This window comes from Microbacterium sp. EST19A (assembly GCF_019969685.1).
Lineage (GTDB): Bacteria > Actinomycetota > Actinomycetes > Actinomycetales > Microbacteriaceae > Microbacterium.
This window is the reverse complement of sequence record NZ_JAHXYZ010000002.1, coordinates 543405-568418: the sequence shown is the minus strand read 5'-3', so window position 1 is coordinate 568418 and position 25014 is coordinate 543405. Positions and strand designations below refer to the sequence as shown.

Below are 25014 nucleotides of genomic sequence, written 5' to 3'. Positions count from 1 at the left end.
CTTCTCCCCGACGTTCAGGCGTCGGCGATCGCGCGCGTCAGCGCTCTCGTGCTGGCCGAGGCGGAGGCGTGGCGCATCGACCAGTCCCACCCGTGGTCCGCCAGTTCCGGCATCCGCTCGGGGTGCGCCAGCAGGTCCGCGACCACGTCGTGGAGCGTGTGCACGTCGGCGACGGCCCACGCGCCCTCCGCGTCCTGGCCGAGATCGGGCTCGTCGGCCACGCGCGCGCTCGTCACGAGGACGCAGCGCCGTGCCATGGCCTCGACCCCGAAAACCCCGGGAACCGAGGCGTAGAACTCGTTGAGGGCGATGTGCGCCTCGTCCAGCGCGGCGAGGACCTCTTCGTGGGGCACGCCGATCAGTTCCCGATACTCGACATGCGGGTGCGTCCGCGTGATCCGCGCCATGGCCTCGCGCACGGCATCCGTGCCCTTGAGGAGGGGATTGGACGGCGCATGGACGACGACGATGCGCTCGGGCGCGTCGAACTTGTCGGTGGGACCTGCGAACTGCTCGTCGGGGTAGAAGTAGAGGAAGGGGTGGGTGTGCCCCTCCAGGTAGGAGAGCTGGTCGTTGCGGGCGTTGAAGATCGCCTCCGCATGCCGCTCGGCCACCTGGGCGCGGGTTCGTCGCGCGTCGTCGTACTCCGGGCTGGCGAACACCGGATCGACGGTGACGAGGATCGACCCGATGTTGGGACGGCCGGTCTGCTCGGCCTGCTCCACGGAGAGCCGGGGCGAGCGGATGTCGTTGCCGGTGAAGTAGCAGACGAGGCGCCGCTTGCGACCGCGGATGAACGCGAACTCGAACTCCCGCTCGTCGTGATGTCCTTCGAGGAACGCGCCGCCGCCGACGTAGATGAATCCCCGGGCCCGGTTGACCAGCCAGGCGAGCAGGATCGGACCGCCGTAGAGACGTCGCCAGGTGGCGAGCCGGCCTCCGAATGCGGTCGACGACGTCTGGATCACCGCGTCGTACGGCACCGTGTAGAAGGGGTTGCGCGCATGGATCGCGGTGTAGCTGTTCGGCAGCGCCTCCGCGATGTGCGTCGCCATGAGCGCGATGTCCTCCGGCCCGACCACCCAGTCGATCCGCCGGGTGAACAGCGCGAACGGCCGGAAGACCCACGACAGTGTGCGTAGCAGCGCCTTCTGCCGACGGAACACCACCGAGGTGGAGTCCGCCATCATCGCTTCTTGCGCGGGATGCAGAACTTCACATAGAAGCTCTTCGGCACGCGGTCCAGCTTCCACATGAGCCAGAAGAACGGCCGGAGCAGCTCGAAGCGGCGCTTGTATGTCGGGTAGTCCGTGTAGTCCTTCTTCGGCATCGTCATGATGTGCTCGAAGCCGGCATCATCGAAGCCGATGCGCTTCTTCACCATCGCGATGAGTTCGGGGTCGCCGTGCCGCGGCTCGATGAACTGGGCGGCAGCGAGCCTCCGGTCCATCTGCCCCGAGCGCACGAGCGCGGAGAGCTCGATCTGTCGGAAGTTGATCCCGAAGCGGGTGGGCAGGAAGTAGGTGTGGTAGAACGCTGTGAAGCGGTTCTCCAGGTGGTGTCCTCCGTACCACTGCCAGCCGTATTCATCGGCCAGGAAGCGCTTGGCGTCTTCCTTGTTGTAATCGATCCAGTACAGCGGACGCGTGCGCTGGATGCGGCTGAACGCCGACCACTTGACGAAGTTCGTGAAGTCGAGGTTCGGGTAGGTCTTCATCGGAAGCCGGCCGAAGAGCTTGTGCACTCCCTTGATGTAGCCGCCGTCCATGTAGAGCCAGCCCATGGGGGAGATGCCCTCGGTGCGGAACGAGTGGCCCTCGACGATGTGGCGGATGCCGTGCTTCTCGGCCGCGCGGTAGAGGACGCCCATGAAGCCGATGTCTGTCGGCGCCTCGATGTCCTTGACGCCGGCCAGCATGAACGAGCGGTAGATGTCGTCGTACTCCGCGTTGTCGACGACGTAGGTCTCGAGGTCGACGCCGAGCTTGTCGAGCACCGCGAAGATGTTCGAGGTCGCTGTGGGGGAGTTCCAGGTGTTGTCGAAGTGCACGGCCAGCGGGCGCACGCCCTTCTTGACGAGCAGGTGCGCGAGGTACGACGAATCGGTTCCGCCGCTCACCCCCATGATGCAGTCGTACTTCTTGCCACGGCCCGCGGCCTTGAGCTCGGCGACGAACTTGTCGAGCGCCTTCTCGCTCTCGGCCCCGATCGGGTACTGCTTGTCGAGCGAGTCGTGCAGGTGGCAGTAGTAGCAGACGCCGTCGGCGTCGAAGGCCGCACCAGGGACGTCGGAGGTGATGATGCACCGGCGGCACACGCTCGGCGAGCTCAGGAACTCGTCGGACGTCGCGGCGTCCAGGTCCAGCCCGAACTGCTGCGCGGCGATGGGCTCGCCGCGTCCGTCGAAGAGGTGGCCGAAGAGGGCGTCGATCTGCGGCCTCGTCGGGTAGTTGATGAGCACGCTCTCGCGGCCGGACTGCATGACGAAGGCCGTTCCCGCGGCGACCGCGGAGGCCCCCGCATGCTCGATCGGAGAGACCAGGTCGTCGCGGCCGCCGACGCCGCCGTGCGCGATCACCGGCACCGTCGCGGTCGCGGCCACGGTGCGGACGAGGTCGAGGTCGATGCCTCCGCGCGTGCCCTCGTGATCGATGTTCGTGACGAGGATCTCGCCGACTCCGATGTCGGTCGCGAGCGCGACCCATTCGTCGACCGTGACGGGCGCGGCATCCACTCCTCCGCCGGTGTGCACGACGTACCCGTCTTCGGTGCCGCGCACGTCGAGGCTCGCGACGATCGCCTGCGAGCCGAGCGCCCGGACCATCTGGCGCACGTCGTCGGGGCGCGTCACCAGAGCGGTGTTCACGATGATCTTCTCGAAGCCGGAGGCGATGATCGCCTGCGCCTGCTCCGCCGTCTCGACCCCGCCGCCGTAGGCGAGCGGGATGAAGGCCTCGGTCGCGATCCTGCTCAACAGCGCCATCGGCGCCGGCACGCGGCTTCTCGCTGCTCCGATGTCGAGGATCACCAGTTCGTCGACCTCGAGGTCGTTGAAGATGCTGATGACGTTGACCGGGTCGCCGACGTAGCGGGGATCATCGAAGGCCTTGGTCTTCACGAGGCGCTCGCCCTCGAGGAGGAGGACGGGGATCAGCCGGGGATAGACGTGCATCAGACCTCCGCCACCGCGAACTCGCCGAGGAGCGTCAGTCCGTAGCGGTGGCTCTTCTCGGGGTGGAACTGGATGCCGATCACGTTGTCGCGCTCGACCGACGACGCGTAGCGCTCGCCGTACTCGGTCCAGGTGAGGACGTCGGCTTCGGCGTCGGGGGTGACGGCGTAGGAGTGGACGAAGTAGAACCGCCCGCCGTTTCCGAGTGAGGGAGCGAGACGCGACGGCTTCGCCGCCACGGCCGCGCTCCATCCCATGTGCGGCACGAGCAGACGCGAGCCGTCGATCTCGTCGGGGAAGCGGTGGGCCCTGCCGGGGATCAGCCCGAGTCCCGGGCGTTCGCCCTCGTCGCTGCCGTCCATGATCAGCTGCATGCCGAGGCACACACCGGCGAGCGGTGTGCGCTTCTCGCGGGCGGCGGTCACGACGGCCTCGCCGAGTCCGGTCGACGTGAGACGGTCGACGGCATGGTCGAAGGAGCCGACGCCGGGAAGGATGATGCGCGCGGCATCGAGAACCGTCTGCGGGTCGCTCGTCACCTCGGACGAGCGGCCGACCTTGGCCAGCGCGTTGCGCAGGGAACCGAGGTTCCCCACGCCGTAGTCGACGATCGTGACGTCGGGACCGGTCATCGCGTGCTCTCCGCGATGCTCTGGCGCAGCGCGTCCGCGATCGCGTCCATGTCGTCGTCGGTCAGCTGGGGGTAGAGCGGGAGGGTGAGCGCCTGGTGGTGGGCACGCGTCGTGTGGGGGAGCGCCTCGTCGGGGATGCCGAAACGATCCCGGAAGTACGGCTGCAGGTGCATGCCGTAGGTGCCCAGCGTCGTCTCGATGTCGCGGGTGCGCATGCGACGGATGACCTCGTCCCGGTCGATGTCGTCGTCCAGCAGGACCACGTACGACTGGAACGTGTGGGAGGTGCCGGCGGGCTCTGTCGGTACGTGCACGCCCTCGATGCCGGAGACGCGGCTCGTCAGCTCGGATGCCGCACGTCGTCGACCCGAGATGATGTCGTCGATGCGGGTCATCTGCGCGAGCCCGATCGCCGAGTGGACGTCGCTGAGCCGGTAGTTGAATCCGGCCTCGACGAACTCCATGTACAGCTCGCCGCGGACGGCGCCGTGCGCGCGCAGGACGGCGATGCGTGCGGCGAGGTCGTCGTCGTCGGTCGTGATCATGCCGCCCTCGGCGGTCGTGATGATCTTGCGCGGGTGGAACGAGTACACCCCGGCCGTGCCGAGGGTGCCCGCGTGGCGTCCGCCGTAGGTGCCGCCCAGTGCACAGGCGGCGTCTTCGAGAACCGGTAGCCCGTGGCGAGCGGCCACCGCATTGATGGCGTCCATGTCGGCGCAGAGGCCGAACGCGTGGACCGGCATGATCGCGCGGGTGCGCTCGGTGACGGCGGCGTCGAGCAGTGCGGGGTCGAGGTTGAACGTCGACTCGTCGATGTCGACGAACACGGGCGTCGCGCCCTGCTGGATCACGGCGTTCGCGGTCGCCGGGAAGCTGAATCCCGGGATCACGACCTCGTCGCCGGGCTGCACGCCCAGCGCGACGAGCGCGAGATGCAGGCCCGTCGTCGCGGAACTGACCGCTGCCGCGTGGCGTGCGGACGTGAATCCGCGGACGGCATCCTCGAACGCCGCGGTCTTCGCGCCCTGCGTGAGATAGCCGGACTCGATGACCTCGCGCACCGCGTCGACCTCGGGGGACCCGGTCAGCGGGATGTTGAGCCTCATGAGAGGACCGAGGTGTACCAGTCGACGGTCTGGCCGAGGGCGTCGTCGGTGAGCCGCGGTGACTGGTGCCCCAGGAGCGACTCGAGCTTCGACACGTCGGCGAGGTGGCGACGCACGTCTCCGGGACGCTCCTCCGTGTGGATGACGGGGTGGTCGGGGCGGCCCATCAGGCCGAGGATCCGTGACACGAGCTCGTTGACGGAGGTCTCGACGCCGGTGGCGAGGTTCAGCACCTTGCCGCGGCACTCGTCCGAGTCGTGCACCTGGGCGATGAGGTCGGCGCTGTCCTTGACGAAGATGAAGTCACGGGTCTGCTCGCCGTCGCCGAAGATCTCGATCGGCACGCCGTCGAGAACGCGGCGCACGATGATCGGCACGATCCCGGCGTACGAGCCGGGGTTCTGGCGCGGACCGATGTTGTTGAACGGCCGGATGACGGTCGCGTCGATCCCGAAGGTCTGCACGTACGACTCGATGATGTGGTCGGCGGCGGACTTGCTGGCCGCATACGGCGTGATCGCGTCGTGCGGGTGCCCCTCGTCCATCGGGATGTAGCGGGCCGAGCCGTACGCCTCCGAGCTGGACACGTGGATGAGGCGCTCGACGAGGCCGCGGCGCGCGATCTCGCAGAAGGTGGTCGCGATGCCGACGTTCGTCTGCACCGTCCACGCCGGATAGGTGAGCGACGTCGGCAGAGGGATGACGGCGAGGTCGAAGACGGTGTCGATCTCGTGGGTCGTCACGACATCCTGCATCGCCGCGAGGTCGGACGCGTCGAGCCGGATGATGTCGATGTCCGGTCGGGCGGCCTGGGCGGCGGTGAGGTTCTCCATGCTGCCGAGGAAGAAGTTGTCGACGACGGTGATCCGTCGCGGCTCGTCGCGGATGAGCCGGTCGACGAGGTGGCTCCCGATGAATCCGGCTCCGCCGGTGATCAGAATGGATTTTTCACGCACAGACATGGATTTCGAGTTCTCTCGTTATCGAGCTCCCGTGGCAGCACGGAAGCGGGCAGACTGCTAAGTATCATATGGGATGGAGGTGCGCCGAACCGTGAGAGAGCCCGCAGAGTCGCCGATCCCGGAGGTGCCGGAGTGGCATGGGATCGCTGCCAACCGATTCAACCCGCACGCCTGGATCGTCGGAGAGCCGGAGATCGGCGACGACGTCTGGATCGGGGCCTTCACGGTCGTCGACGGCAGCGGAGGACTCGTGATCGGGGACGGGTGCGACATCTCGGCCGGCGCGCAGATCTACACGCACTCCACGGTGGAGCGGTGCGTCAGCGAACGTGCCCGCGACATCCAGCGCTCATCGAGCCGCATCGGCAGGTACGTGCACATCGGTGCGAACGCCGTGGTGCTCATGGGGGCCGACATCGGCGACCACAGCGTCGTCGCTGCCGGCGCCGTCGTCACCGAGAACACGACGGCGCCCCCGTACAGCGTGCTGCGCGGCGTGCCCGCACGCGTCTTCCTCGACGCCGCTCGGCGCTTCGCGGACTGATCGGCATCGCGGCGCTGCGAGGCGCACCCCCGTAGGCTGAGTGACCGTGAAGATCGTCAGCGTCGTCGGCGCCCGCCCGCAGTTCGTCAAGCTCGCCCCGATCGACCACGCCGCCAAGGCGGCCGGCGTCGAACACGTCATCGTCCACACGGGTCAGCACTACGACCCGATGCTCTCCGACGTGTTCTTCGAGGACCTGGGCATCGCGACGCCCGACGTGCACCTCGGCGTCGGCAGCGGATCGCACGGCGTCCAGACCGGGTCGATGCTCGCGGCCCTCGACGCCGTGTTCGACGAGCACCGTCCCGACTGGGTCCTCGTCTACGGCGACACCAACTCCACCGTCGCCGCCGCCCTGAGTGCGGTGAAGATGCACATCCCGGTCGCGCACCTCGAGGCCGGCCTGCGGAGCTTCAACCGGCGGATGCCGGAGGAGCACAATCGCGTGCTGACCGATCATGCGGCCGATCTGCTGCTCGCGCCGACCGAGGTCGCGGTCGCGCATCTCGCACACGAGGGCCTGAGCGAGCGGACGGTGCTCGTCGGCGACGTCATGACCGATGTGCTGTTCCAGGTGCGCGATCAGGTGGCGGGCACCCCGTCCCCGCTGATCGCCGAGCTCGGCCTGGAGTCGGGAGGCTTCTACGTCGCGACCATCCACCGTCCGGACAACACGGATGACCCTGCCCGCCTGGCGGAGATCGCTGCGGGCCTCGCCGACCTCGACAAGCCCGTGATCCTGCTCGCCCACCCGCGCGTCGTCGCGAAGGCCGCCGCCCACGGCATCGCACTCACCCAGGGATCCCTGATCGCGCACGCGCCCCTCGCGTATCCGGACCTCATCGCCGCGGTCGTGTCGAGCGCGGGCGTGGTCACCGACTCCGGGGGGCTCCAGAAGGAGGCGTTCCTGCTGCGCGTGCCCTGCACGACGGTGCGGACCGAGACCGAGTGGGTCGAGACCGTGCAGCTGGGATGGAACGTGCTGGTCGGCACCGCGCAGGAGATCGCGGCCGGCGTCACACGCGAGAGGCCGGCGGACACGGACCAGGCTCCCTACGGAGACGGACACGCCGCCTCGCGGGTGATCGCGGTTCTGACCGGCGACGGCCGCTGAACGCACACCTCGCGCAGGCGCGGAGAACAGTTGACGCGCGCGGGCGCTGATGCGTCGCAGCGAAGAGCCCGGCTCTCCGCCCGCCATAGAATATTGCTCATGCGTATCGCCGTCGTGGCCCTCGGGAAGATCGGGCTCCCCCTTGCTCTGCAGTTCGCCGACCGCGGGCACGAGGTGATCGGAGTCGACGTGAACCCGGCGCTCGTCGATGCCATCAACAGCGGAGTGGAGCCGTTCCCGGGCGAGGCGCAGCTGCAGGAGAAGCTCACCGCGGCGCTGGCCGCCGGACGCCTGCGCGCGACGACCGATTACGCCGAGGCCATCCCTTCGGCGGAGGCCGTCGTCGTCGTCGTGCCGCTCTTCGTGAACGAGGAGACGGCCGAGCCCGAGTTCGGCTGGATGGATCAGGCCACCACCTCGCTCGCGAAGCACCTCAGCCCTGGCACGCTCGTGTCCTACGAGACGACCCTCCCGGTGGGCATCACCCGCGGACGATGGAAGCCGCTGCTGGAGGAAGTGTCCGGTCTCACCGAGGGTGAGGACTTCCACGTCGTCTTCTCTCCGGAGCGGGTCTACTCCGGCCGTATCTTCGCCGACCTGCGCAAGTACCCGAAGCTCGTCGGGGCGCTGTCCGACGAGGGCGCGCGTCGCGCGGTCGACTTCTACGAGGCTGTTCTCGAGTTCGACGATCGTCCGGACCTCGCGCGGGCCAACGGCGTCTGGGATCTGGGCAGCGCGGAGGCCGCCGAGATGGCCAAGCTCGCCGAGACCACGTATCGCGACGTGAACATCGGCCTGGCGAACGAATTCGCCCTCTTCGCCGGCGCCAACGGGATCGACGTCTACCAGGTGATCGAAGCCTGCAACTCCCAGGTCTTCAGCCACATCCATCGTCCCGGCATCGCCGTCGGCGGTCACTGCATCCCGGTGTACCCGAAGCTCTACCTGTCGACCGACCCCGGTGCCGATATCGTCCGCACCGCCCGTCGGGTGAACGAGTCCATGCCGGAGCGCCTGGTCGCCCAGGCGGAGGGCATCCTCGGCTCCCTCTCCGGGCTGCGCGCCGTCGTCCTCGGCGCGAGCTACCGCGGCGGCGTCAAGGAGACGGCGTTCTCCGGTGTCTTCCCGACGGTGGCCGCCCTCGAGAAGCGCGGCGCGGTCGTGCAGGTGCACGACCCCCTGTACAGCGACGAGGAGCTCCGGCGCCTTGGCTTCGAGCCGTACGCGCTGGGCGACGACATCGACATCGCGATCCTGCAGACCGACCACGCGGCCTACCGTGAGCTCGAGCCGGCGCAGCTCCCCGGCATCAAGCTGCTGGTCGACGGACGCGCGGCGACGGATGCCGCGCGTTGGGCGGGCACGCCCCGCATCGTCGTCGGGACCGCCGTCGAGTTGATGGCCGCAGCAGGAGCACCGAGCTGACGAACAGCCGCCCCGCGCCTCGTCGGGGCACCGCATTCCGCGCCGACATCCAGGCGCTCCGTGCGGTGGCCATCGGCGCGGTGGTGCTCAACCACCTCTGGCCGACGCATCTGACCGGCGGCTACGTCGGCGTCGACGTCTTCTTCGTCATCTCGGGATTCCTGATCACGAGCCATCTCGCCCGCGAGGTTTCGGCCACCGGGCGCATCGCGCTCGCCTCGTTCTATGCGCGTCGGGTGCGCAGGCTGCTGCCGGCGGCTCTCCTCGTGCTGGTCGTGAGCGCGATCGGCACCCTTCTTCTGCTGCCGTACCCGCGCTGGTCGCGTGCCGGCGCGGAGATCATGGCCAGCGCCGGGTACGTCGAGAACTGGTACCTGAGCGCCATGTCGGTGAACTACTCGGCGATCAACGACCAGGCGACGGTCGCTCAGCACTACTGGTCGCTGTCGGTCGAGGAGCAGTTCTACCTTCTCTGGCCGCTGCTGCTGCTCGCGGCCTCCTGGTGGGCGGCGCGGCGGTCCGCGCGTCCTCGTGTCGTCGCCGTCGTGGTCCTGAGCGTCCTCGTGGTCGTCTCGCTCGCGGCGAGCGTGATCGCCACGACACTCATCCCGAGCCCGGCGTACTTCGCGACGTACACGCGGGCGTGGGAGTTCGGGGTCGGCGGGCTGCTGGCGCTGATGGCGACACGACGTCTGCCGGCGGTGGGGGCCAATGTGCTCGCGCTCGCGGGGCTCGTGATGATCGCCCTCGCCGCGGTGCTGTTCGGGCCGACGACGCCCTTCCCCGGGTACGTCGCGCTCCTGCCGGTGCTGGGCACCGCAGCCGTGATCCTCGCCGGGACCGGACGGGAGCGCCTCTGGCACACCGCCGTCACCGGCATCCGTCCCGTGCAATGGATCGGCGACGTCTCGTACTCGCTCTATCTCTGGCACTGGCCGCTGATCGTGCTCGTGCCGTTCCTGATCGGGGCGGCGACGTCGACGGCCATGAAGATCGGCATCCTGGCCCTCTCGGTGCTGCTGGCGTGGGCGACGGCCCGCTTCATCGAGCGTCCCGGTCAGCGATGGAAGCTCCTCACCGTGTCTCCGCGTCGCACTCTCCTCGCGATGCTGGGAGCGGTGGCCGCGGTGGCCGTCATCGGAGGCGGGCTCGTGCTCGCGGGCAGAGCCGTCTCGGCGGCGGATGTCCCGCCGGTCAGCGTGACTCTCGAAGAGTGCGTGGGCCCGCAGGCGATGGATCCCGGTGCGGAGTGCGCGGACCGGTTCGGTCCGGCGGCCGACGTCGTCATGGGGCCGGGCAACGCCTACTTCGCGGTGCCCGACGAGTGCAGCGCCGATCCCGAACTGCTGCCCTTCGGCGGCACGACCGCGACCGTGGTCTGCGATTTCAGCGGGGGAGCCCCCGACGCACCGGCGGTCTGGCTCGTCGGGGACTCGCACGCTCAGCAGTGGCAGGGTGCGGTGTTCGACCTCGCCCGTGCACAGGGGTGGACCGTGACGACCTCGTTCGGCGGAGGGTGTCCGGTGATCGATGCGCCGTTCGTCGGCTTCCGTGAACCGTCGAGTGCGGCGGACCGGGATCGATGCCGGGACTGGTCGACCGCGGTGCAGTCCGCGGTGGTCGAGGCGGCGCCCGACATCGTGCTCACCTCGTCGGCGGGCAGGGTGCAGCTCGTGGACGACGGCTCCGACCGACCCCAGTCCGACCAGTTCGCGGACGGCCTGCAGCGCACGTGGCGCTCGTGGGCGGATGCGGGTGTCACGGTCATCGCCCTCGGCGGCGTGCCGTTCAACGGCGAGGTGCGCTCGCCGGACTGCCTGCTCGTCAACGCACGCAACCCGCTGGCCTGCGCCGTGCCGATCGCCGAGGCGCAGCCGGAGGATCCGTACCTGCGGGCGGCCGCCGCCGCCGCAGACCCGGCGATCCGGTCGTTCGACGCCGGGCCGTACTTCTGCGACGAGACGCAGTGCTACGCCGCGATCGGCGGCACAGCGGTGTACTACGACGCGGATCATCTGAACCTGGACTTCGTCCGCCGGTTCGCGCCGATGCTGGCGGATGTGATCGGCGCCGTCCCCGGGGACTGAGCTCCCAGGTACGCGCCGATACGATTGCCGTATGGATCTTCTCGTCGTCGGGTCGGGTTTCTTCGGCCTCACCATCGCGGAGCGCGCAGCAGAAGCGGGCCGCAAAGTCACCGTCATCGACCGTCGCCACCACATCGGCGGCAACGCCTACAGCGAGGCGGAGTCCGAGACCGGGATCGAGGTCCACCGCTACGGCGCCCACCTCTTCCACACCTCGAACCCGACGGTCTGGGAGTACGTGAACCGGTTCACGACCTTCACGAACTACGTCCACCGGGTGTACACCACCCACAAGGGCACCGTCTTCCCGATGCCGGTGAACCTCGGCACGATCAACCAGTTCTTCCAGGCCGCCTTCACCCCCGACCAGGCACGTGCGCTGGTCAAGGAGCAGGCGGGGGAGTTCGACGCCAAGACCGCGGCGAACTTCGAGGAGAAGGGCATCGCCCTCGTCGGGCGCCCGCTGTTCGAGGCCTTCTTCCGCGACTACACCGCGAAGCAGTGGCAGACCGACCCGCACAAGCTCTCCGGCGACATCATCAGCCGGCTCCCCGTGCGCTACACGTACGACAACCGCTACTTCAACGACACGTGGGAGGGACTGCCGACCGACGGCTACACCTCGTGGATCGAGCGGATGGCGGATCACCCCAACATCGAGGTCAAGCTGAACGTCGACTACTTCGACGAGTCGCAGCCGCTGAGCAAGAAGGCGACCGTCGGCCAGGTGCCCGTCGTGTACACCGGGCCCGTCGACCGGTACTTCGACTACGCCGAGGGCGCGCTCAGCTGGCGCACGCTCGACTTCGAGCAGGAAGTGCTGAACGTCGGCGACTTCCAGGGCACGCCGGTCATGAACTACCCCGACATGGACGTCCCGTACACGCGCATCCACGAGTTCAAGCACTTCCACCCGGAGCGCAAGGACGTCTTCGCGCAGGATAAGACCGTCATCATGCGCGAGTTCTCCCGCTTCGCGAACCGCGAGGACGAGCCGTACTACCCGGTGAACACTCCGACCGACCGCGAGGGCCTGCTGGCGTACCGCGAGCTGGCCAAGGGCGAACAGGACGTGCACTTCGGCGGCCGCCTCGGCACGTATCAGTACCTCGACATGCACATGGCCATCGGCTCGGCGCTGTCGATGTGGAACAACGAGCTCGCCTAGACTCGGCACTGTGAGTCACGCTGCTGTCGGGGCGCCGGGAACGCCGCGGCGATACCTTCATTCGCTGTGGCTGTTGTCGGCCCGCGACCTGAAGGTCCGGTACGCGACGAGCATGCTGGGCTACGTCTGGTCGGTGCTCGATCCGCTGGTGATGAGCCTGATCTACTGGTTCGTCTTCACGCAGGTGTTCCACCGCGATGTGGGCGAGGAGCCGTACATCGTGTTCCTCATCAGCGCGCTGCTGCCGTGGGTCTGGTTCAACTCGTCCGTCGGCGACTTCACGCGTGCGTTCAAGAAGGACGCCAGACTCGTGCGGTCGACGGCGATCCCGCGGTCCATCTGGGTCAACCGCATCGTGCTGAGCAAGGGGATCGAGTATCTCTTCTCCCTGCCCGTGCTCGTGCTGTTCATCGTGATCAGCCTGTTCATGGAGACGGATCCGAACAACACGGTGCAGATCGGCTGGGGCATCCTGTGGATGCCGGTGGCGATGCTGCTCCAGACGATCCTGCTCGTCGGGCTGGGGCTGCTCGTCGCGCCGCTGTGCGTCATGTACGTCGACCTCGAGCGGACGACGGCACTGATCCTGCGCGCGATGTTCTACGCCACCCCGATCATCTACAACGTCACCGACCTGCCGGGCATCGCGCAGAAACTGGGGGCGTTCAACCCGCTCGCCGGCATCTTCATGCTCTACCGGATGGCGTTCTTCCCGGATCAGTGGAACCTGTTCACGCTGGTGATCAGCGTCGTGATGAGCCTGGCGATCCTCGCGCTCGGAATGTGGACCTTCCGGCGGCTCGAGCGTCCTGTGCTGAAGGAGCTGTGATGGCTGCAGCGATCGAAGTCCGGGGACTGGGCGTCCACTTCCGCCGGAACAGACGGGGCAACCGCTCCTTCAAGGACCTGTTCGCCGGTGCGTCGCGACGGTCGCGACCGGGGGAGTTCTGGGCTCTGCGCAACGTCTCCTTCACCGTGCAGCCCGGCGAGTCGATCGGCGTCGTCGGTCGCAACGGACAGGGCAAGTCGACGCTGCTCCGTCTGGTCGCGAAGGTACTGCTGGCCGACGAGGGAACCGTCGAGGTCAACGGCGGTGTCGCCCCGCTGATCGAGATCACCGGCGGCTTCGTCGGCGATCTCACGGTGCGCGAGAACGTGCGACTGACCGCGGGACTGCACGGGATGTCGCGCGACGAGGTCTCGCGCCGGTACGACGACATCATCGCGTTCGCCGAGCTGGCCGGCTTCGAGGAGACCCCCTACAAGCACCTCTCCAACGGCATGAAGGTGCGCCTCGCGTTCTCTGTCGTCTCGCAGCTCGATGAGCCGATCCTGCTCGTCGACGAGGTGCTCGCCGTGGGCGACAAGGCGTTCCGTGAGAAGTGCTACACGCGCATCGACGAGCTGCTCGCCGAGGGGCGCACGCTGTTCTTCGTGAGCCACAACGAGCGCGACCTGCGCCGGTTCTGCACTCGCGGGCTCTACCTCGACAGGGGCGAGCTCGTGCTCGACGCCCCGATCGCCGAGGTGCTCGAGCGCTACAACGCCGACTACAACAGTTAGACCGGTCCTGTAACGTTCCCCCTCGTCGCGACACTCCATGGTGAGGGGAGCCGTCGGCTTCCGAGGGCGCGAGCAAGGAGGTCGGTGTGGCGATGTCGATCAGGTGTCGCGCATACGCGGCTGCTCTCGTGTTGGTGGCACTGATCGTGTCGGGGTGCGCCACGCCGCGCTCTGACGGCCAGCGAGCCACTGGTGCCCTCGGGGCCACGGCATCGGTGACGTTCATGACGGAAGCGTCGGGAACCGTCATCGAACGGAATGGTCGAACGGATCTCTGCTTCGGCGTGGCACAGTCGAGTCCTCCCGGCTGCGCCGGCGGGGTGCAGCTGGTCGGCTGGGACTGGGACGCCGTCGACGCGGAGTACGACGAGCGCATGGAGGTGCACTGGGGAGATTTCACCGTCAGGGGGAGCTACGACACGGTCGCACAGGTTCTGACCGTCGTCTCCGTCACCGCGTTCTCCGTGACGTCGTCCTCGATCAGCCCGCAGGGGCCGGTCCTGCCATCGCGCTGCCCGGAGCCTGCGGGAGGATGGCGGATAGTCGACGAGTCGCTGGCCACCTACGACGCGCTGCTCGGGATCCACGCCGCGGCGACGGCGCTGGACGGATACGCGACCTCATGGATCGACAGGAGCGAGATCCCTGCGGTGTCGCCGGGGACGGATGTCCTGGAGGAGATGCGACTCGACGCGGTCCACGCCGGCCTCTCGATCGTCAATGTCGGCGTCCACGGTGACCCTGCCGCGGCCGAGGCTCGGTTGCGGCAAGTATGGGGAGGAGCGCTCTGCGTCTTCTCGGCCGACTACACGGCCGCGGAGCTCGATGCGAGGCTCCAGGAGATCATGTCGGATGAGAAGTTCCTGTCGGATCACCAGGTCATGTCGGCAGGGCCGGACGCGATGACCGGTCAGATCGGAATCAGCGTCGTGCACGATGAGAATGGAGAGCTGCAGCAGCAGATGGACGACGAGTACGGACCGGGGGCGGTCGTCGTCTCCTCGGTCCTGAAACCGCTCTGACCGCCCATGGTCATGCTCAGCGGAGCCGACAGCAGCGACGTCGACCTGTGGGCGCGGGCGTGCGCCGGCGACGCCGACGCGTTCGCCGCGGTCTTCGATCGGCACGTCGACCGCGTGCATCGGCACGCACGGCGATTCGCTCGCACGCGCGAGGATGCCGAGGACGTCACGGCGATGGTGTTCCTCGAGGCGTGGCGGCTGCGCTCCCGGGTGAGGGTCGTGAACGGCTCGGTGATCGGCTGGTTGCTCGTGACGGCCGCCAACCTCGCGAGGAACAGTGCCCGGACGCGGATGCGGCACGAACGGCTCCTCCGGAGGCTGCACCCCGAGACCGCTCCGGACCATGCCGAGGAAGTGCTCGAGGCCGAGACGCGCGCTCATCGTCGCGGCGAGGTCGAGGCGGCGTTCGCGCGGCTGAGCGCGGCGGACCAGGAGATCCTGGCTCTCTGCGTGATCGAAGAGGTCGCGCCCGCGGACGCGGCCCGGCTGCTGCGCCTGCCGGCCGGAACAGTCCGCACGCGCCTCAGCCGCGCGAAGGAGCGACTGCGCATCGCGATGGTCGAGCTCGCCCCCGACGCGGGGATGGGCGGGAGGGAGTTGTCATGAGCGGAGGAGACGAAAGGCTCGACCCGGTGTTCCGCGCACGGCTCAAGGAGACCCTTGTCGCGCAGGCGGCAGGCGACGACGGATCGATGCGACGAGGTCCGCGGATCGCGTGGGCACTGGTCGCCGGCGTCTGCCTGGTCGCCGGGGCCGGTGCCGCCTGGGTGCTCGCTGGCCCCGGCGCGGAGTCCGTGGCCGGCGGGCTGGAACTGCGGTCGGTGGAGGTGGTCTGCGCGACTGTCGCCGGCCCGATCAACTCCGCGTCTGCCACCGGCGGTGCACTCACGGAACCGCGCGACGTCACGATCTCGGTCGCGATCGCGGGTGAGACGGACCCGTCGCCCGCACTGATCGACGGCTGCATGCGGCTGTGGGACGAAGGGCTGCTCGCGGGTGTGGAGTTCCAGAGCAGCAGTCCCCAGAGCGGCGCGGACGACGTGCCCGCTCTGACGCTGTGCAGCCTTCCCGACGGCGCGCCCGTCGTGATCCCGGCATCCGACTGCCGTGCCGCGGGCATGACGGAATGGAGCGACGCCGATCGACCGGCGTCGTGATTGCGGGCCGGCCTCAGAGGCCGACGAGGCTCCGCAGGTTCTCCGCAGCCGTCCGGGCGGCTCCCGCCGCACTGGCGGTCGAACCACCTGACGACACCGCGGAATCGAGCTCGGTCAGCCGCTGCGAGTAGGCCGAGAGCCCCTCGCTCCACGCCTGCGCGATCGACGAGGGCGCCGGAGAGTCGGACAGACGCTGCGCATCCTGCTGCAGAGTGTCGACCAGAGACACCGCGTCCTCGCCGCTCGTGCTCGCCAGGAGGTCGAGAAGGCGGGTCGCGTCGTCGAGCGACGGAGTCACCTTCTCGCGGAACGCGCCCACGTCAGGATCGACCACGGGCGGTGCCGTCGTGATCGGAGTCTGGGTCGGCTCCGGCGTCGCGGTCGGCGTCGGTGACGGCGTCGCCGTCGCGGAGGCAGACGGAGAGGGAGACGGGCTCTCTTCGGGCGTGGGGCCGTCGCCACGCGGCAGGAAGAGGAACAGCAGCACGCCCACGATCACGAGCGCCGCGACCGAGAGCCCGACGATCAGCCAGATACGTCCGGTGCGCCTCGGCGCAGGTTCCAGCGGCGCCCACCGCAGTTCCGGCTGCTGCTCGTCCATCGTCATGCCTCCAGGGGTTCCATCGGCTGCCAGGTGCGGTCGCGACCGGCCTTGCCGCCGTCACGGATGCCGCGGAAGAGGTTGCTCGTGCCGCGCACCGTCCGCTCGACGAACACGAGCCGGATGAGTTCCTTCGCGAAGGTCGCCGCCGTGCCCAGACCGAACAGGACCGGGTTGTAGACGCCGTGCACGCGGTAGTACTGCTTGATGAATCCGCGGTTGCGCATGATGTAGTAGCGGTAAGCGTTGCTCGACGCGTTCATGTGGCGGATGCCCATGTCCCACTGCTTGATCTCGCGCGTGCGTCGCAGCACGAACTCGTCCACGATGACCGCCGTCGTCCGGCGCGAGGCGAGCCACCCGTACATCTGGTCGTCCCAGTAGATGAAGAACCTCGGGTCGGGGAGGCCGATCTGCGTCACGATCGAGCGGTGGATGAACATGCCCTCGAAGCATCCGCTGTTCATCTCCTTGAATCCGGACCCGTCGAATCCGGAGGGGGCGAACGGGATGGGGATGCCCATGCGCTCGGCGATGCGGTACTGCCAGTAGAACTCGCTGCCGTCGTAGTCGAAGCGGCGGCCCTGGATGCTCTTGAAGCGCGGCGCCCACTTGCCCATCTTCGCGAGGCCGTCGGTGAGGACCTCGACGTCGTCGTCCATCATCCAGATCCACTCGGACCCGAGCTCGTACGCCGTGCGCATGCCCTCGCTGAAGCCGCCGGATCCGCCTGTGTTCGTCTCGAGACGGCGATAGACGATCTCGGTGCCGATGCCCTCGCGGAACGACTCGACGACGTCGGTGGTGTCATCCGCCGAGGCGTTGTCGATGATCACGACGTGGCCGGGCTTCGGGTTCATCGCCGTGATGCTGGTGAGCAGTCCCGCGAGCAGGTGCGAGCGGTTGAAGGTGACGATGACGATCGTCGCGGCCGTGGGGTCGAATGCAGCGGGCGCCGCGGTCATGCCTTCTCCTCGAAGATCTTCTGCCAGGACTGGGGTGAGACGAGCTCGGGGAGCGCATCGCGATACTGCTTCTGCAGCTGCGGCCACCTGCGGCGCAGCTCGGAGTGCAGGCGGATGCTCTCGCGGAGCATACGGCGGTACTGACGCCGATCGCGCGTGTAGATGTTCTTGCCGGATCCGTCGGCCGCGCTCACGAGCGCGCTGTCGAACGACGGGACGCGCCACCACAGGGCGTCCTCCTTGCCGAACTCGACCTCGGGCTGAGCGATGTTCGCGGGGTGCGGGCGATGGATCCAGTGGGAGATGAGGGCGCGCAGCGTGAACACGCGGAGCTTCATCCCCGTCGGGTTGTCGAGGTCGTTCTTCGAGAGCTGCTGGAAGACGCGTCGTCCGTGGCGGGAGTGCAGCACGGTCGACGGGTCGCGGTGCACGACCGTCTCCGGGAACTCCGGTGCGAGCGCGCGAGCAGCGGGCATCGCCGTCGCCAGGTTCCGCTTCATGTGGTCGGGCCCGGACAGCACGTCCCGCAGCGCACGGGCACGGAGCGCGACGGGGTAGTACTGCATCATCATCAGGTGCTTGAGGTCGACGCGCCTGCTGTGCTTCAGGAGGGTGCCGCCGCGTGGCGCGCCGGAGTGCAGAAGACCCGCCACGATCCGGTTGCGCGCATGGAAGTACGCCTGCCAGTCGATCGTGTCGTCCTTATTGACCCAGGAGACGTGCCACAGCGCGACGCCCGGCATCGACACCGTCGGGAACCCGGCCTCGCCGGCACGCAGGCAGAATTCCGCGTCGTCCCACTTGATGAAGGCCGGGAGGGCGAGACCCACCTCGCGGATCACGTCGAGGGGGATGAGGCACATCCACCAGCCGTTGTAGTCGGCGTCCATCCGGATGTGGAGGAGCGTCGACTGGCGCAGGTTCGACACGCCGAAGTCGTGCGGCATCTTCTCCTGGTACAGGTTGCGCCACATGAATGGGCCCTCGTCGACCACCTCGGCCCAGCCGTGCAGCTTGGGTCGGTCGAGCAGGTCGAACATGTGGCCGCCGACGAGCACCGGCGTGGTCGCGTATTGCCCGAACACGATCGAGCGGCGCAGCGACTCCGGCTCGAGGCGCACGTCGTCGTCGAGCAGCTGCACGAAATCGCTCTCCGGACGCTGCAGGGTCTCGTGCATCGCGCGGGCGAATCCGCCGGAGCCGCCGAGGTTCTCCTGGCGGATGAGCTGCAGCGTCTCCCCGAGGCTCTCGGACACCTCGTCGAAGCCGTCCTGCTCGGAGACGAGCTGAGAGCCCTGGTCGACGAGGAAGATGCGATCGACGAACTCGAGTGCGTCCGGTGAGGCCGCGAGGGCGCGCAGCGTCTCGACGCAGTAGTCCGGCTTGTTGTAGGTGGTGATGCCGAGCGACGCCTTGCCCGTGCGGGCGGGCTCCTGCTCGGTCGTCCACTCCGCGCCCTCGAGCACCGCCGGCTTCTCGTCGGCGACGATGTCGAACCAGATCCAGCCACCGTCGCTGTACTGAGTGAGCTCGAGGTCGAAGGTCGTCGTCGCCTCGCCGGTCACCTCGCGGGTCGCGACGCGCTGGCGGATGCCGGACCCGTTGGAGCGGTAGACGAGGATCGTCGCGGGTCCGGTCGTGCGGACGGTCAGCGTGACGTCTCTGACGCTGGTCCAGTGCTGCCAATACGACGCGGGGAAGGCGTTGAAGTAGGTGCCGAGCGACACGCGGCGTCCGGCGACGATGCGCGCCCGGTGACGGCCGAGGATGTTGCCCAGGTGCGCCCTGTTCGACACGCGCACGGGTTCGTTCTCGATGACCGACCACGTCTCGGGGTCGGCGTACAGGGGAAGCAGATCGGGGTCGCGATCGAGTGGGAAGACGACGTTCTGAAGGACGTGGGCCACAGGGAAGTTCTCCGATGTTGGTGCCGCAGACAGCTGTCACAGGACAGCGCGCGACTCGACGAGCAGTGAGTAGCCTACCGTCCGTCGCCTTCGGATCTGCGGAGAGTGCGCTCCATGAACCGTGCCCCCGGCTGGCTAGACTGGGCGCGATGAAGGTATTGATCACCGGCGGCGCCGGCTACATCGGGTCCACTGTCGCGACGGCGTGCATCGAGTCCGGCATCGAGGTCGTGATCCTCGACGACCTCTCCAAGGGTCTGCGTGCGTTCGGTGAGGGCCGCAACCTCTACGAGGGCGACATCGCCGATGCGGCGCTGCTGGACCGGCTGCTGGCGGATCATCCCGACATCGACGCGGTCGTGCACTGCGCCGCTCGCGCCGTCGTGCCGGAATCGGTCGCCGATCCCCTCGGCTACTACGACTCCAACGTCGGCAAGACCGTGCTCCTGCTGCAGCGCCTGCGCGACGCCGGCATCGCCCGCATCGTGTTCAGCTCGTCCGCGTCGGTGTACGAGGGAGAGAGCGGTGACGGCGTCGATGAGAACGGCGTCCTGGCACCGTCCAGCCCGTACGCGACGACCAAGGCCATGGTCGAGCAGATCCTGCACGATGCTGCGGCCGCCGGCGACTTCCGGGCGATCGCGCTCCGCTACTTCAATCCGATCGGCGCCGACCCGCAGCTGCGCACGGGCCAGCAGAACCCGGCTCCCTCGCACGCCCTCGGCAAGATCATGCAGGCGCGCGCCGCAGGTGAGTCCTTCACGATCACGGGCACCGACTGGGCCACCCGCGACGGTTCGGGGCTTCGGGACTACATCCACGTCTGGGATCTCGCGCTCGCGCACGTCGCGGCGGTGGTGAAGTTCGACGAGGTGGCCACCGAGGAGGAGCCGTACCAGGTGATCAACCTGGGCACCGGCGACGGCGTGACCGTGCGCGAGCTGGTCGCCGCTTTCGAGCGAGTGACCGGAGAGCCGCTGCCCGTCGTGGAGGCCGGCCGGCGTCCCGGCGATCAGGCCGGAGCCTTCGCGATCGTGGATCACGCCGCCGAGGTGCTCGACTGGCGTGCTGAGCGCTCCGTCGACGACGGGGTGCGCGACGCCATCGCCTGGGCCGAGAAGCTGAGCGCGCTGCGCTGACCTCGGGCTGAGACCGTCGGCTCAGAGCTGCGGGCGCAGCGTCGGGATCGCGCCCGTGTGCGCGGCATCGATGTTCTCGCGCCAGGAGCGGGACTGCCCGGCGCGCAGGGCGCAGAGCACGAGCATGAACCAGCCGGCGCCGACGAGGGTGAAGCTCTCGAACATCGAGTCGACCGCCAGTGTCACCAGGGTGATCGGCGTCCACGCGTAGACGACGGATCGGCGGACGCTCGCCACCAGCCAGGAGCGGATCAGCGCCACCCCGCCGAGGAGCAGGAAGAGCACGAGTCCCGCGGCGCCGAGCTGGAGCAGCACGTCGAAGAACGCGTTCAGTGCGCTCTGGTGGTGGTCGTCGAGCTGGAAGTTGATGTAGGTGAACGGATACTCGCCGCGCGCCCAGTCGCCGAACCAGCCCCAGCCCTGGACCGGCTTCACGGCGACGAAGTCGAGGATCGTGTTCCAGAGCGTCGCACGGATCGAGAAGTCGGAGCCCGCGTCGAGCAGCGCGATGATCTGGTGACGCAGCGAGAACGCCACGGTGAGCGCGAGCGCGACGAGGATGCCGAGCATCCACTGCACGAGACCCCGTCGTTGCGGGGAGGCGTGCCGCACGATCGTGAGGGCGGCCGTCACGATGCCGACCGCGACCGCCAGCACGAGCACGGTCGGCGAGGACGAGAGGAACGCGAGCGAGCCGGCCAGCGCGACCGACACGACGGCGAGCGGCGGATTCACCGACTGCGTGCGCCACTCGATCACGAAGGTGATCAGCGCGATCACGGCGATGAACCCGAGCATGTTGCGGCTGCCGAACAACCCCTGGACGGGACCGCCGTCGGCGAGGTTGCCCTGGATGCCGAGGAAGGCGAACGGGACGTCGAGCAGGATGCCGGACAGGATCTCGACGCCGAGCGAGACGGCGAGCAGACCGCGGAGCGTGTCGCCGATCGCGCGCACGGTCTGCAGCGTGTCGCGGATATGGCCGACGGTGAGCGCGAGGAACGCGAAGCCGAACAGCGAGAGCCAGCCGAAGACCGTGTCGGAGCGGTCCGTGGTCCACACGAGACTCACCAGTGCCCAGCAGAGGAAGGCGAAGAGCGACGTCGGAGCGATCCGCAGCGGAGACAGCTCCTCGCGGCGGACCCAGAGGATGGCCCCGCCGAGCAGGCACAGCGCGGTGATGACGGCGGCGAGGGTCACGGCCGACGTCATCTGCTGGATCGCGAACGACCCGAACACGGCCGTGAGCGCGGCGAGGGTGAACGCCCTGGCCATCTCGACGGACCCGAGGAGGCGCACCATCGGGCGGACGGGGGTCACGGCACCCGCCGCTGGCGTGCGCCGCGTTCGAACAGGAGGTCGCGCTCGCCCACGCCCACCAGGGGCACCGACTTGAGTTTGAACGACAGCAGGACGAGCAGCATCCATCCCCAGAGCATGATCGGCGTCGACTCGGACAGGCCCTGCACCAGCAGCACGACCGTGAACAGGATCGGGAGCAGGGTCAGCGGCGAGAACGGCCGGGCGCCCTCGAGATCCCAGCGCGGCCGGTCGACCGCGAAGAACCACGAGCGCCAGAGAAGGCTGATGTAGGCGAGGGCCATCAGGACGACGCCGAGCACGCCGAGCTGGAGCAGCACGTCGAGCCACATGTTGTGCGCGTGGAAGACCGTGATGCCGTGGTCGATGATCCAGCCGTCGAAGGCGGGGTCGGTCGGGATCCACGGGCTCGAGAAGCCGTTGCCGAAGAGCGGATGCTCGCCCGCCCGCTCGAGGACCTTGCTCCAGATCCGGTCGGAGCGGCCGGTGAGGTCGGAGCTGCGGCCGAGGAGGGCCAGCAGCGGTCCACGGAGCAGCCACACGGCGACCACTCCGACCACCGTCGTGCCGATCGCGATCACGTAGATGAGGGTGCGTGCTCCGGGGGTCGATGCCCGCCGCATGAGCAGCGCGACCACGAGCACGACGGCGGCGGCCGCGGCGCAGACGAAGGCGGTCGCCGAGGAGGTGCGGAAGAGGAAGTAGGCGGCGAGCAGCGCCCAGAGGGCGAGGGTGGTGCGCCAGCGCGCACGCGCGGCGAAGAGCACTCCGAAGGTGATGATCGCGAAGAGCGAGATGATCGCCAGCAGGTTGGCGTTCCCGACGATGCCCTGGATCCGCCCGCCGTCGAACAGGTTGTCGCGCACCCAGTACCACTGCGGGTCGAGCTCGCCGTCCGGCAGGGTGACGAAGTTCGGCAGCAGCGGCCCGTGGATCACGAGGGAGACCCAGAGCTCGAGGGCCAGCGAGAGCCCGAGGATCCATTTGAAGGCCGACGACAGGGCGCGGACGATCTCGTGCCAGGTCAGCACATGCGCGATGAACAGGCCGTTCACCGTGACTGCGGCGAGAAGCACCCACGTGAGCACGGTCGGCCCTCGCCATTGCGACCACGCGACCGAGACGAGCGCGAGGGCCGTGTAGCCGAGAGCCGCCCAGGGGAGGCGCCGCCAACGGAACGGCTGCGGCCGGTTGCGCGCGAGCTGCGGGATGCCGATGGCGAGGGTCGCGAGCGTGAAGAGGCCGAGCACCGCCCCGGCGCCGACGATGCCGAGGAGGTTGTAGACGGCCGAGTGCGCGAACGTGATGAACAGCACGAAGATGACGTAACCGCGCAGCATCAGGTGCCCCGTCGACTCGCGTTCCGGCGCGGTGGGCGGGGGCGCCACGGGATGCTTCGTGTACTGGGCCATCGCGTTCAGGCTACCGCGCCGCGCTTCCGGCGTCCCTGAGCGCCGCCGTGCGCCTCTACGCTGGGATTCATGCTGCTCAGCCTCACCAATGCGCCCCGCGACTACGCCTGGGGATCCGACACGCTTCTCGCCGAGCTGGAGGGCCGCACGCCCACGGGGGCTCCCGAGGCGGAGGTCTGGTTCGGCGACCATCCGGGGGATCCGGCGGACGTCGAGGGCGGCGGCACGCTCGACCAGGTCACGGGCGGCACGCTGCCCTACCTGCTGAAGCTGCTCGCGGCCGGCCGGCCGCTCTCGATCCAGGTGCATCCCACGGTCGCGCAGGCGCGCGACGGGTGGGCGCGAGAGGGCGAGCTCTCGGAGGACGACCCTCAGCGCAACTACCGTGACGACAATCACAAGCCCGAGCTCATCGTCGCCCTGAGCGAGACCTTCGAGTCGCTCAGCGGTCTGCGTCCGGTGGCGGGCACGCTCGACCTGCTCACCGCGCTCGGTGACAGCGCCGGCGTGAGGGCACTCCGAGAGCGGCTGGGCGGCGAGGGGGATGCCCTCCGTGAGGTGCTCGCCTGGTTGCTCGGCGGTGACGCGCAGTCCGAGGTCGACGACATCATCGCGGCGGTCGAGACCGCGGCGGCCACGGCGGACGCAGGGGAGTGGGCCACCGCGATCCGCGCGATCGCCGGTGTCGCGGCGAACTATCCGGGCGATCCCGGTGTCGTGGTCGCACTGCTGATGAACCACGTCATCCTGCGGCGCGGCGAGGGTGTCTTCCTGCGGGCGGGGCTGCTGCACGCCTACCTCGCGGGCCTGGGGGTCGAGATCATGGCGGCCAGCGACAACGTGCTCCGCGGCGGGCTGACGCCGAAGCGCATCGATGTGCCGGAGCTGCTGTCGATCCTCGACACGACCCCGGGCGAGGTGCCGGTGCTGCGTCCGTCGGGCGACGGCGCGATCACCCCGTACCCGGTGCCGGTGCCCGACTTCGCGCTCGAGAGGGTCGCGCTCGACGGCACACCTGTCACGCGGCAGGTCACGGGGCCCACGATGGTGCTGGCGACCGCGGGCGAGGTCACCGTCGCCGCTCCCGGAGGAGCGGCGCGGCCGATCGCCGTGGGTGCCGTGGCGTTCGTGACGCCCGACGAGGAGACGGTCACCCTGTCCGGCACGGGCGAGGCCTTCATCGCAGCCCCGGGCGCGACACGCCGATGAGCCGCCAAGAACTTTAAACAGCGGCTTGAGGGTTTACGATCCGCGACTTGACCGGAGCGAATGACACGGGTGTAATTAGTCATGAGCACGGCCCGCCGGGGGGCGGAGACAGGGTTGGAGATCGAGATGAGCGGATACCGTTCCGACGTACCGGAGAACTGGTTCGTCGATCCGATCAACCTCGGGGTCCCCGGGGTTCGGAAGCCGAGCGCCGATGACGACAACGCCCTCGCGTGGCAGAGCGATGCGCTCTGCTCGCAGACCGATCCCGAAGCCTTCTTCCCGGAGAAGGGCGGCTCGACCCGAGACGCGAAGCGCATCTGCACGACGTGCGATGTCCGTGGCGAATGCCTCGAATACGCGCTCAACAACGACGAGCGTTTCGGAATCTGGGGCGGCCTGTCCGAGCGCGAGCGTCGCAAGCTCAAGCGCCGCGCGAGCTGACCCGCTCGTCAGACCGGGCGGCCCGCTTCGCGGGCGCGCCGCGTCCACTGCTCCAGCGCCGATGA

Annotated in this window: 23 protein-coding genes; 13 read left to right on the top strand and 10 right to left on the bottom strand. The window is 68.7% G+C overall.

Going from position 1 to position 25014, the window contains the following annotated elements; genetic code table 11:
• Positions 1-14: 14 nt before the first annotated feature.
• From LC452_RS12770 to LC452_RS12750, 5 genes are read right to left on the bottom strand one after another with little or no spacing between them, the layout of a single operon-like run.
• The gene (locus LC452_RS12770; RefSeq protein WP_223625926.1) at positions 15-1187 is read right to left on the bottom strand and encodes a hypothetical protein; all 1173 of its coding nucleotides are present in this window, start codon (positions 1185-1187) and stop codon (positions 15-17) included.
• Complete coding sequence (locus LC452_RS12765; RefSeq protein ID WP_223625924.1) at positions 1187-3172, bottom strand: N-acetyl sugar amidotransferase; 1986 nt, start codon at positions 3170-3172, stop codon at positions 1187-1189. Before LC452_RS12765 ends, LC452_RS12770 begins: the two co-directional genes overlap by 1 nt.
• Positions 3172-3804: an imidazole glycerol phosphate synthase subunit HisH gene (hisH, locus tag LC452_RS12760; protein WP_223625922.1), complete on the bottom strand. Its 633-nt coding sequence runs from the start codon at positions 3802-3804 to the stop codon at positions 3172-3174. The genes LC452_RS12765 and hisH overlap by 1 nt, the downstream gene beginning before the upstream one ends.
• Entirely contained in the window at positions 3801-4910 is a 1110-nt protein-coding gene (locus LC452_RS12755; protein WP_223625920.1) for a DegT/DnrJ/EryC1/StrS aminotransferase family protein, read from the bottom strand. The genes hisH and LC452_RS12755 overlap by 4 nt, the downstream gene beginning before the upstream one ends.
• On the bottom strand, positions 4907-5872 hold the full coding sequence (locus LC452_RS12750; protein WP_136055144.1) for a dTDP-glucose 4,6-dehydratase: 966 nt from the start codon (positions 5870-5872) through the stop codon (positions 4907-4909). Before LC452_RS12750 ends, LC452_RS12755 begins: the two co-directional genes overlap by 4 nt.
• A gap of 91 nt (positions 5873-5963) precedes the next feature.
• Here LC452_RS12750 and LC452_RS12745 point away from each other — a divergent pair, with 91 nt between their 5' ends.
• The 10 genes from LC452_RS12745 to LC452_RS12700 all read left to right on the top strand — a co-directional run bounded on the left by LC452_RS12745 (position 5964) and on the right by LC452_RS12700 (position 15952).
• On the top strand, positions 5964-6416 hold the full coding sequence (locus LC452_RS12745; protein WP_223625918.1) for an acyltransferase: 453 nt from the start codon (positions 5964-5966) through the stop codon (positions 6414-6416).
• 46 nt (positions 6417-6462) lie between these two features.
• On the top strand, positions 6463-7530 hold the full coding sequence (wecB, locus tag LC452_RS12740) for a non-hydrolyzing UDP-N-acetylglucosamine 2-epimerase (RefSeq protein ID WP_223625916.1): 1068 nt from the start codon (positions 6463-6465) through the stop codon (positions 7528-7530).
• A 99-nt stretch (positions 7531-7629) separates the two neighbouring features.
• Positions 7630-8955 (top strand): nucleotide sugar dehydrogenase, encoded by a 1326-nt coding sequence (locus tag LC452_RS12735; RefSeq protein ID WP_223625915.1) that lies wholly within the window; start codon positions 7630-7632, stop codon positions 8953-8955.
• Complete coding sequence (locus tag LC452_RS12730; protein WP_223625913.1) at positions 8883-11042, top strand: acyltransferase family protein; 2160 nt, start codon at positions 8883-8885, stop codon at positions 11040-11042. Before LC452_RS12735 ends, LC452_RS12730 begins: the two co-directional genes overlap by 73 nt.
• A 31-nt stretch (positions 11043-11073) precedes the next feature.
• Positions 11074-12210, top strand: a complete 1137-nt coding sequence (gene glf / locus LC452_RS12725) for a UDP-galactopyranose mutase (protein WP_223625911.1) — start codon at positions 11074-11076, stop codon at positions 12208-12210.
• 10 nt (positions 12211-12220) lie between these two features.
• A complete protein-coding gene (locus tag LC452_RS12720; protein WP_223625909.1) occupies positions 12221-13039 on the top strand; it encodes an ABC transporter permease in 819 nt (272 codons plus the stop codon).
• On the top strand, positions 13039-13773 hold the full coding sequence (locus LC452_RS12715) for an ABC transporter ATP-binding protein (RefSeq protein WP_223625908.1): 735 nt from the start codon (positions 13039-13041) through the stop codon (positions 13771-13773). The genes LC452_RS12720 and LC452_RS12715 overlap by 1 nt, the downstream gene beginning before the upstream one ends.
• 284 nt (positions 13774-14057) lie before the next feature.
• Complete coding sequence (locus LC452_RS12710; RefSeq protein ID WP_223625906.1) at positions 14058-14795, top strand: hypothetical protein; 738 nt, start codon at positions 14058-14060, stop codon at positions 14793-14795.
• Positions 14796-14801: 6 nt separating this feature from the next.
• Positions 14802-15401: an RNA polymerase sigma factor gene (locus tag LC452_RS12705; RefSeq protein WP_223625905.1), complete on the top strand. Its 600-nt coding sequence runs from the start codon at positions 14802-14804 to the stop codon at positions 15399-15401.
• Positions 15398-15952, top strand: a complete 555-nt coding sequence (locus tag LC452_RS12700) for a hypothetical protein (RefSeq protein WP_223625903.1) — start codon at positions 15398-15400, stop codon at positions 15950-15952. Before LC452_RS12705 ends, LC452_RS12700 begins: the two co-directional genes overlap by 4 nt.
• Positions 15953-15965: 13 nt before the next feature.
• Here LC452_RS12700 and LC452_RS12695 read toward each other — a convergent pair whose 3' ends face one another.
• The 3 genes from LC452_RS12695 to LC452_RS12685 are packed head-to-tail and all read right to left on the bottom strand — an operon-like array spanning position 15966 to position 19425.
• A complete protein-coding gene (locus tag LC452_RS12695; protein WP_223625901.1) occupies positions 15966-16559 on the bottom strand; it encodes a hypothetical protein in 594 nt (197 codons plus the stop codon).
• Entirely contained in the window at positions 16556-17518 is a 963-nt protein-coding gene (locus tag LC452_RS12690) for a glycosyltransferase (RefSeq protein ID WP_223625899.1), read from the bottom strand. The genes LC452_RS12695 and LC452_RS12690 overlap by 4 nt, the downstream gene beginning before the upstream one ends.
• Positions 17515-19425 carry a glycosyltransferase gene (locus tag LC452_RS12685; protein WP_223625897.1) on the bottom strand — a complete coding sequence of 637 codons (1911 nt, stop codon included), beginning with the start codon at positions 19423-19425 and terminating at the stop codon, positions 17515-17517. Before LC452_RS12685 ends, LC452_RS12690 begins: the two co-directional genes overlap by 4 nt.
• A 149-nt stretch (positions 19426-19574) precedes the next feature.
• Here LC452_RS12685 and galE point away from each other — a divergent pair, with 149 nt between their 5' ends.
• On the top strand, positions 19575-20564 hold the full coding sequence (gene galE / locus LC452_RS12680; protein ID WP_223625894.1) for a UDP-glucose 4-epimerase GalE: 990 nt from the start codon (positions 19575-19577) through the stop codon (positions 20562-20564).
• A 21-nt stretch (positions 20565-20585) separates the two neighbouring features.
• On the opposite strand, the gene LC452_RS12675 is transcribed toward galE, so the two are convergent.
• Both LC452_RS12675 and LC452_RS12670 read right to left on the bottom strand, forming a co-directional pair.
• Positions 20586-21884, bottom strand: a complete 1299-nt coding sequence (locus LC452_RS12675) for an O-antigen ligase (protein WP_223625891.1) — start codon at positions 21882-21884, stop codon at positions 20586-20588.
• The gene (locus tag LC452_RS12670; RefSeq protein ID WP_223625889.1) at positions 21881-23296 is read right to left on the bottom strand and encodes an O-antigen ligase; all 1416 of its coding nucleotides are present in this window, start codon (positions 23294-23296) and stop codon (positions 21881-21883) included. The genes LC452_RS12675 and LC452_RS12670 overlap by 4 nt, the downstream gene beginning before the upstream one ends.
• A 69-nt stretch (positions 23297-23365) precedes the next feature.
• Here LC452_RS12670 and manA point away from each other — a divergent pair, with 69 nt between their 5' ends.
• A complete protein-coding gene (gene manA, locus LC452_RS12665; protein WP_223625886.1) occupies positions 23366-24505 on the top strand; it encodes a mannose-6-phosphate isomerase, class I in 1140 nt (379 codons plus the stop codon).
• A 126-nt stretch (positions 24506-24631) separates the two neighbouring features.
• Positions 24632-24949, top strand: coding sequence for a WhiB family transcriptional regulator (locus LC452_RS12660; protein ID WP_082087629.1), 318 nt, complete (start codon positions 24632-24634; stop codon positions 24947-24949).
• Positions 24950-25014: the final 65 nt, after the last annotated feature.